At 66.3% G+C, this 12,357-nt stretch carries 8 protein-coding genes and 1 pseudogene; 5 read left to right on the top strand and 4 right to left on the bottom strand.

All coding sequences use genetic code 11. The features are described from left to right. A pseudogene (locus AC1DMQ_RS25400) lies at positions 1 to 243 on the top strand (dihydroxy-acid dehydratase); the annotation flags it as partial. A gap of 17 nt (positions 244 to 260) precedes the next feature. Next, on the top strand, positions 261 to 1,820 hold the full coding sequence (locus tag AC1DMQ_RS25395) for a glycoside hydrolase family 43 protein (RefSeq protein WP_477036310.1): 1,560 nt from the start codon (positions 261 to 263) through the stop codon (positions 1,818 to 1,820). Between the two features lie 10 nt (positions 1,821 to 1,830). Here AC1DMQ_RS25395 and AC1DMQ_RS25390 read toward each other — a convergent pair whose 3' ends face one another. From AC1DMQ_RS25390 to AC1DMQ_RS25380, 3 genes are all read right to left on the bottom strand, one after another. Continuing rightward, entirely contained in the window at positions 1,831 to 2,592 is a 762-nt protein-coding gene (locus AC1DMQ_RS25390) for a FadR/GntR family transcriptional regulator (protein WP_477036311.1), read from the bottom strand. A gap of 136 nt (positions 2,593 to 2,728) precedes the next feature. Continuing rightward, on the bottom strand, positions 2,729 to 4,324 hold the full coding sequence (locus AC1DMQ_RS25385; protein ID WP_477036309.1) for an alpha-N-arabinofuranosidase: 1,596 nt from the start codon (positions 4,322 to 4,324) through the stop codon (positions 2,729 to 2,731). 97 nt (positions 4,325 to 4,421) lie between these two features. Next, positions 4,422 to 6,170 carry a glycoside hydrolase family 43 protein gene (locus AC1DMQ_RS25380; RefSeq protein ID WP_477036308.1) on the bottom strand — a complete coding sequence of 583 codons (1,749 nt, stop codon included), beginning with the start codon at positions 6,168 to 6,170 and terminating at the stop codon, positions 4,422 to 4,424. Between the two features lie 289 nt (positions 6,171 to 6,459). On the opposite strand from AC1DMQ_RS25380, the gene AC1DMQ_RS25375 reads away from it, so the two are divergent. Beyond that, positions 6,460 to 8,805 (top strand): glycoside hydrolase family 95 protein, encoded by a 2,346-nt coding sequence (locus tag AC1DMQ_RS25375; protein ID WP_477036307.1) that lies wholly within the window; start codon positions 6,460 to 6,462, stop codon positions 8,803 to 8,805. A 381-nt stretch (positions 8,806 to 9,186) separates the two neighbouring features. Here AC1DMQ_RS25375 and AC1DMQ_RS25370 read toward each other — a convergent pair whose 3' ends face one another. Next, complete coding sequence (locus AC1DMQ_RS25370) at positions 9,187 to 9,651, bottom strand: GNAT family N-acetyltransferase (RefSeq protein WP_477036306.1); 465 nt, start codon at positions 9,649 to 9,651, stop codon at positions 9,187 to 9,189. Between the two features lie 450 nt (positions 9,652 to 10,101). Between AC1DMQ_RS25370 and kduI the strand changes: the two genes are divergently transcribed. Then, positions 10,102 to 11,061 carry a 5-dehydro-4-deoxy-D-glucuronate isomerase gene (kduI, locus tag AC1DMQ_RS25365; RefSeq protein ID WP_477036305.1) on the top strand — a complete coding sequence of 320 codons (960 nt, stop codon included), beginning with the start codon at positions 10,102 to 10,104 and terminating at the stop codon, positions 11,059 to 11,061. Between the two features lie 53 nt (positions 11,062 to 11,114). Further along, on the top strand, positions 11,115 to 12,353 hold the full coding sequence (locus AC1DMQ_RS25360; RefSeq protein WP_477036304.1) for a glycoside hydrolase family 88/105 protein: 1,239 nt from the start codon (positions 11,115 to 11,117) through the stop codon (positions 12,351 to 12,353). Positions 12,354 to 12,357 lie beyond the last annotated feature (4 nt).

Below are 12,357 nucleotides of genomic sequence, written 5' to 3'. Positions count from 1 at the left end.
GACCGGGTGCGGGTCGACCTGCGCAAGTCGCGGGTCGACGTGCTGGTCACCCCCGAGGAGATCGTCGCCCGGCGCAAGGCGCTGGAGGCGGCCGGCGGCTTCAAATATCCGGAAAGCCAGACGCCCTGGCAGGAGATCCAGCGGGCCATTGTCGGCCAGATGGAGACCGGCGCGGTCCTGGAACCCGCGGTCAAGTACCAGCGCATCGCCCAGACCAAGGGCCTGCCAAGGGATAACCACTGATGCGCCGAGAGAAGCCCATGTCGCGATCGTTCCGCCTGATGCTTGCCATGGCGGTCGGAATGACCGGTCTTGGCGCCGCCGCCGCCCAGGGGCAGGTCTGGCGTGCCGACAGCGGGCAGGGGACCTATCACAACCCTCCGCTCTACGCCGACTATCCTGACCCCGACATCATCCGGGTCGGCAAGGACTTCTACTTCGCCTCGACGACGTTCGTGAACGCGCCGGGCCTGACCATCCTGCACTCCAGGGACCTGGTGAACTGGGACATCGCCGGCCACGTCATGCCGCGCCTGGAAGGCAACCCGAAGTATGATCTCAGCGGGGGCGGCGACTATCGCCACGGCGTCTACGCCCCCAGTCTGCGCTATCACAAGGGCCGCTTCTATATCGTGGTGACGCCGGTCGGACAGAACAGCCGCATCTATTCGGCCGCCGACGTGCGGGGCCCTTGGACGATGCACGAGCTGAACCAGGAGGCGTTCGACCCGGGCCTGTTCATCGACGACGACGGACAAGCGTATATCGCCACCTCCATCGGTTCGGATGGGACGGTGCGTCTGCTGACCCTCAATGGCGACCTGACCGCCGTCACGGAGGAGCGAACGATCCACTACATCCGGGGCGCTGAGGGCTCCAAGCTGATCAAACGCGGCGGCTGGTACTACCTGTTCAACGCTATTCCGCGACGCCTGGCCCTGACCGTGTCGCGGGCCAAGGCCTTGACCGGGCCGTGGGAGACCCGCGACCAGATCGACGACACGACCGGGGGCCACCAGGGGGCGCTCGTCGATCTGCCAGGCGGCGGCTGGTACGGCTTCGTCATGCGCGACGCCGGCGCCATCGGTCGGGTCACCAATATCAGCCCGGTGTTCTGGCGCGACGACTGGCCGGTCTGGGGCACGCCCGAGGCGCCCGGGCGCGTGCCGGACGTGGCCGCCAAGCCGATCCTGGGCGAGCCGTTCTCCGAACCGCCCAGTTCCGACGATTTCGGCGGCCGCGCGCTGGGCCGGCAATGGCAATGGAACCACAATCCCGATGACAGCCGCTGGTCGCTGAGCGAGCGTCCCGGCTTCCTGCGTCTGAAAGCGACGACGGCGCAGGACTTCTGGAGCGCCCGCAACACCTTGCTGCAGAAAGGGCAGGGGCCCAAGGCGCGCGGCGTCGTCAAGCTGGACGTTCGGGGCCTGAAGAACGGCGACGCCTGCGGCTTCGGGACGTTCGGCAAGTTCTCGAGCCAGATCGTGGTCGCCCGCGCGCCCGACGGGCAGGGCGCCTTGAGCGCGCGCCTGGTCGAAAGCACCGTCTCCGGACCCAAGACGACACCGCGCGGCGAGGCGCGCGCGGTCCCGCTAAACGATCTCTGGCTTTCGGTCGACATGGACTTCACCACCGACAAGACCGCTCTGGCCTACAGCCTCGACGGCAAGGCCTGGACCGCCATGCCCGGCGATTTCCCGCTGGCCTTCGACTGGCGCACCGGCACCTTCCAGGGCGAGCAGTTCGGGTTGTTCTGCTACAATCCCGCCGGTGGTGAGGGGCGGATCGATGTCGACAGCTTCACGCTGAGCAGGCCCTGAGGCTGGTTCGTCACATGGACGAACGGGTATCCTCGAGCGCCAGGTCGACGAGCGCGCGCATGGCCGCGCTCGCCGCCTCGGGATCGCCGGCGACAATGGCGTCGCAGACCCTGGCGTGGTCGGGCACGGGATCGCGGGGCAGGGCGCGTGAGCGCTGCTTGAACTCGGTCGTCCAACTGACCGCGGCGCTGATGCTGGCGCTCAGCGCCATCATCGCGCTGTTGTGCGTGGCGCGCAGCAGGGCATCGTGGAAGGCGCGGTCGGCCGCCCGCCCGGCTTCGGTCGCCAGCGTGTAGCGCCGCATCTTGGCCAGGGCGTCCTTCATCGCCTTGATGTCGTCCTTGTCGCGCCGTTCGGCGGCGAAGCGGGCGGCGGCCGGCTCGACCACGGCCCGCAGTTCAAACAGGTCGCGCACGAAAGCCAGGTCCGGCTCGGCCGAGAACGCCCAGGCCAGGACCGTGGGGTCCAGAACGTTCCAGCGGCTGCGCGGCAGGACACGCGTGCCGGCCTTGGGGCGGCTCTCCACCAGGCCCTTGGCGGTCAGCACCTGAACGGCCTCGCGATAGGCGCTGCGCGAGACGTCCAAGGCGGCGGCATTGGCGATCTCGCCCGTCAGCGTCTCTCCCGGGGCGATCTGTCCCGAGACGATCGCCGTGCCCAGATAGTGTGCCACCGCGCCGCGCAGGCGACGGCCCGATCCTTTCGTCGTGCGTGGGATCGATGGTTCGTCCGGCGACTCGGTTGGCGGCGACGTTGGATTGCGGGGCTGCATGCTTTGCAATAAGCGCAACGGAGCCCGTCTTGGCAAGTTTTGAGGCGCGCCTTCACATAGTGGGAGCGCCGTCCGACGGGGATATCACCTCGGTAGGTGACGTCCCCGCCGTCCTCGCCCGACCGAATTCTCGCCTCTACGGTTCCAACTGGACCACGACGATCGACTTGGCCGGAATGTCGAGCTTGAGTCCATCGCGGCCCGCCTTGGCGGCGAAAGGCTTGGGCGTTACGGCTCCCGGCGCCTCGAAGGTGTTGACCGCATCGACGCGCGGAGCGGTCAGCACCTGACCGTGGACGCTCGCGGTCTTGGCCCCGGCGATGCTGGCCAGGATGGAGGCGGGACGAGCCGGATCAAGATTGGTCACGGCCAGCCATAGTTTGCCCTGGGTGTCGCGCGCGGCGATGGCGTCCACGCGCGGCAGCTTGACGTCGCCTTGGGTGTACGACCCCGCGTCGAAGCTGACGGGAATGGACGTCGCGTCCTGGAAGGGCAGGTACATCTTGTAGACATGATAGGTCGGCGTGAGGACCATCTTGTCCTTGTCGGTCAGGATCATCGCCTGCAGGACATTGATCATCTGGGCGATGTTGGTCATCCGCACCCGGTCGGCGTGGCGGGCGAAGATGTTGAGGTTCAGGGCCGCCACGATCGCATCGCGCAACGAATTTTGCTGGGCCAGGAAGCCGGGATTGGTGTTCTCGAGCGGCGCCAGCCAGACGCCCCATTCATCGACGACCAGCGGCACCTTCTTTTCGGGATCGTACTTGTCCATGATCGCCGCGTGCTGGGTGATCAGGCCGTCCATGCCCAGGGTCTCCTTGACCAGCTTGGCGTAGGCGGTCTCGTCGAACTTCGTGCTGGAATACGAAGGGGGCCAGCCGCCGGTCGTGTAGGAGTGCAGCGACAGGCCTTCGATGTTCCAGGCCCAGTCGTGTCCCTTCTGGGAGGCCATCACGGCTTCGGTATAAGCGGGGTCGGCCTGGTTGGGGCCGACGGCGATCCGCTGCATCGCCTCGGCGCCGGTCTGCTTTGGATTGTAGTTCCGGACGAAGCGGGCGTAGCGCTTCATTTCATCGGTGTAGGACGCGGGGGTCATCGCGCCCCCGCAGCTCCAGCTTTCGTTGCCCAGGCCCAGATACTCGACCTTGTACGGCGCGGGGTGGCCGTTGGCGGCGCGCTCCTGGCCCGCCGTGGTCGCTGGATCGGCGGTCATGTACTCGACCCACTCGGCTGCCTCCTGCACCGTGCCCGAGCCGATGTTCACCGAGACATAGGCCTCGCTGCCGATCTGATCGATGAAGTCCATGAACTCGTCGGTGCCGAAAGTGTTGGGCTCGACCGAGCCGCCCCAGTTGGAATTGATCGTCTTGCGACGGTTCGCGGCCGGGCCGATCCCGTGGCGCCAGTGGTACTCGTCGGCGAAGCAACCGCCGGGCCAGCGGACGTTGGGGACCTTGATGGCGCGCAGCGCTTCGACCACGTCCTTGCGGATTCCGCGCGTATTGGGGATCGACGAGTCCTGGCCCACCCAGACGCCGCCATAGACGCCCGTTCCCAGATGCTCGGCGAACTGCCCGAAGATGTTGCGGTCGATCTTGGGCCCCGGCGCGCCGGCGTCGATCCGCAACGCGATGGGCGGCTCGGCCTTGCCCTGGGCCTGAACAAGGGTCGGTGCGGCCAGCACCATGGCCAGGGCGCAGGCGGCCAACGGACGAGTTGTACGGATCATTTCTTATCCCCTTGAACGCGGGCCGCGCTCGAGGGCGGCCTTCGGCTTACGTCGTCGAATTGAAGGTCCCGCTGGCTCGGCGGCGACCCGGCGTGCGTCATCGTCCCGAAGCCGCGCCTGGCTGTCCGTCATGGGCGTAGACCCCCAGCAACGCGCCGACGAAGCCGCCCGCGGTCTTGGTCGAAAGGATCGTTCCATCCTCGCCGGCCTTCAGGGTCTTCCATTGGCCGGGCGCCAGCGCATAGGAGAAATCATAGAGGCCGCCGCGAGCGGTGATCTTCAGCCAGACCGGAGCGTTGGCCTTGAGCGTGACGGGCATGCTGGCGACCTCCACCCCGTCGGCTGGGTCCTTCGGGCCGGCGCGGCGCTCGAGCACAACCTTGTCCTGGCCGTCGACGCCGCGGGTCACGCCCAGGAAGAAGAAGTGGTTGTCGTTCTGCACGGCGACCATGCCGGCCTTGTCGCCGACCTTGCTGGGAGCGAAGCGCATCTGGGTCGAGGCGCTGGCGTTGATATGTTGCTGCCGGCGACCCCAGAACGAGGGTTGGGTCATGCCTCCGATCGTCTCCGGGCGAGCGGTCAGGATCAGCTTCCCGCCGTGGAGCCGCCACCAGCGCTGCTGCGGGATCCGCATGGTGACCCAGTTCAGCGGCAAGGCCTTGCCGTTGAACTCCTCGCGAACCGAGAAGGCGCCGGCGGTCGGGGGCGGCGTGGGCGTCGTCGCGGGCAGGGCGGGCTTGGTGTGGACGTAGGGGATGGTCTGGCCGTTCTCCAGGATGACGGGCCAGCCGTCCTTCCACTCCACCGGCAGCAGGAAGGTCTCGCGACCGGTGTTGTAGAGATCGTCGCCATAGGGGCGAACCGCCAGGAACGTCGCCCACCACTTGCCGTCCGGGGTGTCGACGAGCGTGGCGTGGCCGGCCGAGGTGATCGGCAGCGGGCGGTCCTTGGGCAGGCCCCGTTGGGTCAGGATCGGATTGTGCGCGTACGGAACGTACGGTCCCCAGGCGCTCTTCGAGCGCAGGACCACCTGACTGTGGCCCTCGGCGGTGCCGCCCTCGGCGGCGACCAGATAGTACCAGCCGTCCTTCTTGAGGATGTGCGGGCCTTCCGGCCAGATCGGCTTGGCGGCTGGATTGACGCCCTTGTCGAGCAGGAGCTTGGGCTCGCCGACGGTCTTCTGGGTCTTGACGTCATAGCCGATCGCCCAGATGGCGCGGTGGCCGCTGTACTCCGGCTTTCCCGGAGGCTCGCCGTTGAAGACGATCAGGGCGTCGCCGTCGTCGTCGAAGAAGAGATAGGGATCGATGCCCTGGACGGCCGGCAGCCACACCGGATCGGACCAGGGGCCCTTCGGGTCCTTCGCCGTGATCAGGAAGTTGCCGTCGCAATCGACGCAGGTGTTGAGAATATAAAAGAGCCCGTCGTGATGGCTCAGCGTCGGCGCGAAGACGGCGCGCGACAGGCCCAGCCGCTTGAAGTCGAGCATGCCGGGACGATCGATCGCGTTGCCGATCTGATTCCAATGCACGAGATCGGTGGAATGGAAGACCGGAAGCCCCGGGAACCAGGCGAAGGTCGAGCTGACGAAGTAGAAGTCCTTGCCCACCCGCATGACGGCCGGATCAGGATAGGTCCCCTTGAGGATCGGGTTGGCGTACTGTGTCGCGGTTGGCTTGAACGCGGCGTCCGAAGGATCGGCGCCCGTATAGTCGAACCATTCGAACGCCGCCTCCGGACCGGTCGGCCGGCCATCGGTCAAGCGCTGCTGCGTTTCGAGCGGGACACGGGCCTGCGCGGCGCCGGCGGCCAGGAGTGCAAGGACGACGAGGCTTTGGCGGATCATCTGGCGTAGTCCCCTCCGAGCGCCGCGATTGGATCGCGGTTGTTTTTATGTCCGGCAAATGACACGACAGATGCCTGTCTACAGCTGAATCTCAAGCATCCTAGTCAGCAAAAACCACAAATGGTAGCGCTAACGTCGGAAAATCGAACGCCGATATCGCGTCGCGAAGCCACCTTGCGTCGCTGTCGCGTTTCCGTACTTTGTCGGAGTAATGAGGCGGCGGGGCGCGCGTGCAGCCCTGATTCACTTGAGCCGCGTCTGCCATTTCCGACCATGCTTCGAGATTTAGATGAACCTGACTCGCCGGTCCACGCTCGCCGCCCTTGGCGCTTCGACGGCTTTGAGCGGCGTCTCGGCCCGCGCCGCGCCGCCCAAGGCCTCGCCCATGCGCCTATGGTATCGCCAGCCGGCCAGGGAATGGATCGAGGCGCTGCCGGTCGGCTCGGGCAAGCTGGGCGCGATGGTGTTCGGCGGCGTGGCGGCCGAGCGGCTGCAGCTGAACGAGGACACCCTGTGGGCCGGCGGCCCGTATGATCCGGCCAATCCCGAGGCCCTGGCGGCGCTTCCGGAAATCCGTCGGCTGATCGACGCGGGCGAATACGCCAAGGCCACAAAGCTGGCCGACGCCAAGTTCATGGGCACGCCCAAGCGCCAGATGTCCTACCAGACGATCGGCGATTTGAAGCTCGACTTCCCCGGCCTGGCCGAGGCGGGAACCGACTATGTCCGCGACCTGGACATAGATGGGGCGATCGCCAGGACGACCTTTGCCGCCGACGGCGTGCGCCATGTTCGCGAAGTGATCGCCAGCGCCCCGGACGGGGTGATCGCGGTGCGACTGACGGCCAGCCGCAAGGCGGCGATCACGGTGGACCTGGGCATTGTCAGTCCGCTGAAATCCAAACCCCTCGTTCGTGTGGAGGGTCAGGCGCTGGTGCTTAGCGGCGCCAACGACAGCCAGCAGGGCGTCCCCGCCAAGCTGGCGTTCGAGTGTCGCGTTCAGGTCCGCGCCAAGGGCGGTCAGGTGACCGGGGAGGGCGACAAGCTTTCGGTGAAGGGCGCCGACGAGGTGCTGCTGCTGATCGCCGCGGCGACCAGCTATCGCCGGTACGACGACGTCTCCGCCGATCCGACCGCGCTCAACAAGGCGACGCTCGCCAAGCTGGCCGGCAAGCCTTGGGCGACGATCCTGGCCGACCATCAGATCGATCACCGGGGTTTGTTCCGCCGGGTCGGCGTCGACTTCGGCCGAACCCGCGCCGACCTGCTGCCGACCGACGAGCGGATCAGGCGGTCGGCGACCACGGACGATCCGTCCCTGGCGGCGCTCTATTTCCAGTACGGCCGCTACCTGCTGATCGCCTGTTCCCGTCCGGGCGGGCAGCCGGCAAACCTGCAGGGGGTCTGGAACGACAAGACGTCGGCCCCTTGGGAAAGCAAGTACACGATCAACATCAACACCGAGATGAACTACTGGCCGGCCGAGCCGACCAACCTGCCGGAACTGGTCGAGCCGCTGATCGCGCTGGTGGCGGACCTCGCCCAGACCGGGGCGACGACGGCGAAGGTGATGTACGGCGCGCGTGGCTGGGTCGCCCATCACAATACCGACCTCTGGCGCGCCACGGCGCCGATCGACGGGGCGATCTACGGCGTTTGGCCCACCGGCGGCGCCTGGCTGTGCAAGCACGTCTACGATCACTACGACTACAACCGCGACAAGGCGTATCTCGCCCGGGTCTATCCGCTGATGAAAGGCTCGGCGCGGTTCTTCCTCGACACCCTGGTGGTCGATCCGAAGTTCGGGGTCCTGGTCACCAGCCCGTCGCTCTCGCCAGAGAACGATCACGGTCACGGCTCCTCCCTTGTCGCCGGCCCGACCATGGACCAGGCGATCGTCAGGGACCTGTTCGACAATTGCCTGAAGGCCGAGGCGATCCTCGGGGCCGACGAGGCCTTCGTCGCGGAGCTGAAGGCGGCGCGGGGCAAGCTGGCGCCCTACAGGATCGGCAAGGGCGGCCAACTGCAGGAATGGCAGGAGGACTGGGACGCCGAAGCGACCGACATCCACCACCGTCACGTCTCGCATCTGTACGGCCTGTTCCCCTCGGACCAGATCTCGATCGACACGACGCCCAAACTGGCGGCGGCCGCCAAGACCACGCTCGTCACGCGCGGCGACCTGTCCACCGGCTGGGCCATCGCCTGGCGCCTGAACCTGTGGTCGCGCCTCGGCGACGGTGACCACGCCCACAAGATCCTGTCGCTGTTGCTGGGTCCCGAGCGGACCTATCCGAACATGTTCGACGCCCATCCGCCGTTCCAGATCGACGGCAATTTCGGCGGGACTTCGGGCATGACCGAGATGATCCTGCAAAGCCGCAACGACCGCATCCATCTGCTGCCGGCCCTGCCGTCGGCCTGGCCCACCGGCCACATGACAGGCTTGCGGGCCCGCGGCGCGATCGAGGTCGACCTCCGCTGGGCGGGCGGCAAGCTATCCGACGCGATGCTGACCGCCAGAGCCGACGGCCGCCACACGGTGGTCCACGCGGGCTCGACGCTCGACGTCGATCTCAGGGCGGGGCAGAGGGCGAGCTTGGTGCTTCGCGGCGACCTCCTGACTTTGGTGTGACGGGCGGAGCTGCTGTTGATCCCAACGTCCGCAAGCTGGTGTGGGAATATTTTCCTACGCGCGAAAGCGGCAGGGTCCCAGACCGGGTTGATCCAGTTCAAGGTGAAGGAATATATTCCTATATGTGTAGTGGGCACAATTGTCCGTTTTTTATGCCTCCGAAGCCTATCCAAAATTGACCCCAACTCGCGACTGACTCGGAACTCGCGAGAGCTGGCTTCAAAAATCCGCGGCCAACTATTTGCGCTTCGCCTTCCGACGCCGGCGGTATCGGGGCCAGTGTCAAAAACCGCGACTGCCAACACTGAAGTTGTCGCTGACTTCGATGATACGACTCTAAACTCGTAGGATTATTTTCCTACTATCTTCATCCGGCTTGCTTCAGAGGCAACGGGTCATGAAGACGCTGTTCGGGTCAGGTTTGTAGGGTCCAAAGGGCGCGCAATCCGAAAAGCCATTGCGGGCATAGAGGGCCCGGGCGGCGACAAAGTAGTCGCTGGCCCCGGTCTCCAGGCTCAGACGTGAGAGGCCCAGCGCGGCCGCGTGGCCCAGAATATGGTCCAGGATGGCTTGGCCGACCCGGCGACGCCGGAAGGCGGCGGCGGTGTGCATCGACTTGATCTCGCCGTGTCCCTCATCCAATCGCTTGACCGCGCCCACGCCGGCTAGGTCCTCGCCGTCCCAGGCGGCGAAGAAGTCGAGATCGGCCTCCCGCATGGCGTCCAGCGGCATGACGTGGCAACTCTCCTCCGGAGCGGTCGAGCGCATGGCGGCGAAGTGGCCGGCCAATAGGGCGACGACCCTGGCGTCGTCGAAGTCGCCGGGAACGATGCGGAACGCGGTCATGGTCAGGTCGTCATGCTGTTGATGATCGGGTGGCGGGTGGGAATGTCGCAGGAATTCCCGATCCGGTTGCAGGTCGTCTTGCTGGACATATGCGAGAGTCTGCTAGTGGCGCCAGCCAGAACCTTCCGCCCGTGCGGAGGACTCAACATAGCTGTGCGACGGCTGACGTGCCGACGCTAAACCGCCTCGCTCGGCGCTTCATCAGATCTCATCGGGCCTTGTTGACGTGACAGGGGCTTTGGCAAAAGCGTCACGAATCGTCGATGGCGAATTTGATTATCGATACATGCCCTCCAGAAGCGTCGTGATTAATGCTTGCTGCAGGCGGCATCACGCCAATGCGCCCGTGTCTGCTCATTCCGATTTATGGTCTTGCGTTTCAATTTCGCAATTATAGTATCAATACAAGAGCAAGTGGTCGGCGGTTTGCGCGCGGGTCGGGAGGGATGAGTGGCCAGCGGCGTGAGCCTAAAACCTTGCGGCGTGAACAAGGGGCGCCGTTGGGCGGCTCGGCGGGGCGCGGGCGCGGCGGCCAGCGATGCGAGCGCTTCCACCTCGGGGCCCTTCGCCAAGGTCTACTACGCCACCCATCCGGACATGATGGACGGCGCGGCCACGCAAGACCTGCGCGACCGTTACCTCGTCGATCGTTTGTTCGCGCCCGACACGTTGACCCTCAACTACCTGCACCAGGAACGGCTGGTGATCGGCGGGGCGGCGCCGCTCCTCCAAGAGCTCGTCCTGCCGGTTCAAACCGAGCCGACCTCCCAAAGCGGAGCGCCCTTCCTGGCGTCACGGGAAATGGGGGTCGTCAATGTCGGCGAGGGCCCCGGGCGTGTCACGGTGGATGGGACGGTCCATCAGCTCGACCCGCTGGACGCGCTCTATATTGGCCGAGGCGCGGTGGACGTGCGTTTCGCAAGCCGTGACCCGGCCACCCCGGCACGGTTCTATCTGGCTTCGACGCCCGCCCACGCGGCCTATGAGACCCGCGCGCTGTCGACCCGCGCGGCCATTCCGCTGGAACGCGGCGCGCCGGAGACCTCCAATCATCGCATCATCTATCAACTGGTCGTGCCGGGCGTCTGCGCCTCGGCCCAACTCCTTCTGGGCCTGACGATCCTCAAGCCAGGCAGCGTATGGAACACCATGCCGCCCCACCTGCATGACCGGCGTTCCGAGGCCTATTTCTATTTTCAGCTGAGCCCCGAGGATCGCGTCTTCCACTTCATGGGCGCGCCGGACGAGACGCGTCACCTTGTGGTGGCCAACGAGCAGGCGGTGATCTGCCCGCCTTGGTCGGTGCACTGCGGGGCGGCCACCTCCAACTACGCCTTCATCTGGGCGATGGGGGGCGAGAACCTCGACTATCACGACATGGATGTCCTCGACATCTGTCAGCTTCGATAGGGGGCGCGATGAAGCGCGCGCCCCGCCACTCATTCCCAAGGAAAAGTTCCTCCATGACGTCCCTGGCTCACACCGCGCTCGCCTTGGCGATCTTGACCGCGTCCCTGGCGCCCTCTGCGACGCTGGCCGCGACCGCCGCTGCGTCCCAGGCGGCCAGCCGCATCCCGTATGCACGGACCGAGGTGATGGGTCTGGCCGGGAAGGTCGCTGACTATCAACTGGCGACCATGGCCGCCGGATACATTCCGCCCAACACCTCGCGCGACACCGCCGATCCGAAGGGCTGGGTGCAGGGCGCGCTGTTCGTGGGTCTGACCGACCTGGCCGATCGCTCGTCCAATCCGGCCTACCGGCAAGCCATCCTCGCCCGGGGGCTGGCCAACCAGTGGGAACTGGGCAAACGCTTCTATCACGCCGACGATCACGTGATCGGCCAAGCCTATCTTTGGGCGGCGCAGAACGGCGCTGGCGCCGAGGCGATCGCGCCTCTGCGCCAGCGGTTCGACGCCATCCTGACCTATCCGCCCAAGGTGGGATTGGAGCACGCCGAATATACCGATCCGCGCGGCGTGGACTGCGACCAGCGCTGGTGCTGGAGCGATGCGCTGTTCATGGCGCCGGCCACCTGGCTCGAGCTGTCGAAGGTCAGCGGCGATCCGCGCTACGCCGCCTACGCCAAATCGGAGTTCGCGGCGGTCACCGCCTTTCTCTATGACCCCGACGAACATCTCTACTACCGGGACTCGCGGTTCTTCACCCGGCGGGGTCCCAATGGGGAGAAGGTGTTCTGGAGCCGGGGCGACGGCTGGGTGGTGGCGGGCCTGGCCCGTATGATCCCACTTCTGCCAGCCGGCGATCCTGACCGGATCAAGATGGAGGCGGTCTTCAAGGAGATGGCCGGCAAGCTGAAGGCGATCCAGAAGCCCGACGGCTACTGGTCGCCGTCCTTGCTCTCGGACCCGGCCAAATCGCCCCCGGAATCCAGCGGCACCGCCTTCTTCACCTATGGCCTGGCCTGGGGGATCAAGTCCGGCCTGCTGGACCGGGCGAGCTTCGAGCCCACGGTGCGCAAGGGCTGGGCGGCCCTGACGCGCGCGGTCCACCCCGACGGCAAGTTCGGCTACGTGCAACCCGTGTCCGACCGTCCCGAAAGCGTCAGCTATGACGACACCCAGTTCTATGGCGTGGGCGCGTTCCTGCTTGCGGCGACGGCGGTGGCGGACCTGGATCTGACGCCCGCCAAGGATCCGACCGTTCAGGTCCCGCGGACACAACCCAACGCCGGCCATTGAGGGG

Source organism: Caulobacter sp. 05L422 (genome assembly GCF_056397765.1).
Note: the sequence above shows the minus strand (reverse complement) of the source record. Positions and strands in the feature narration are given on the sequence as shown.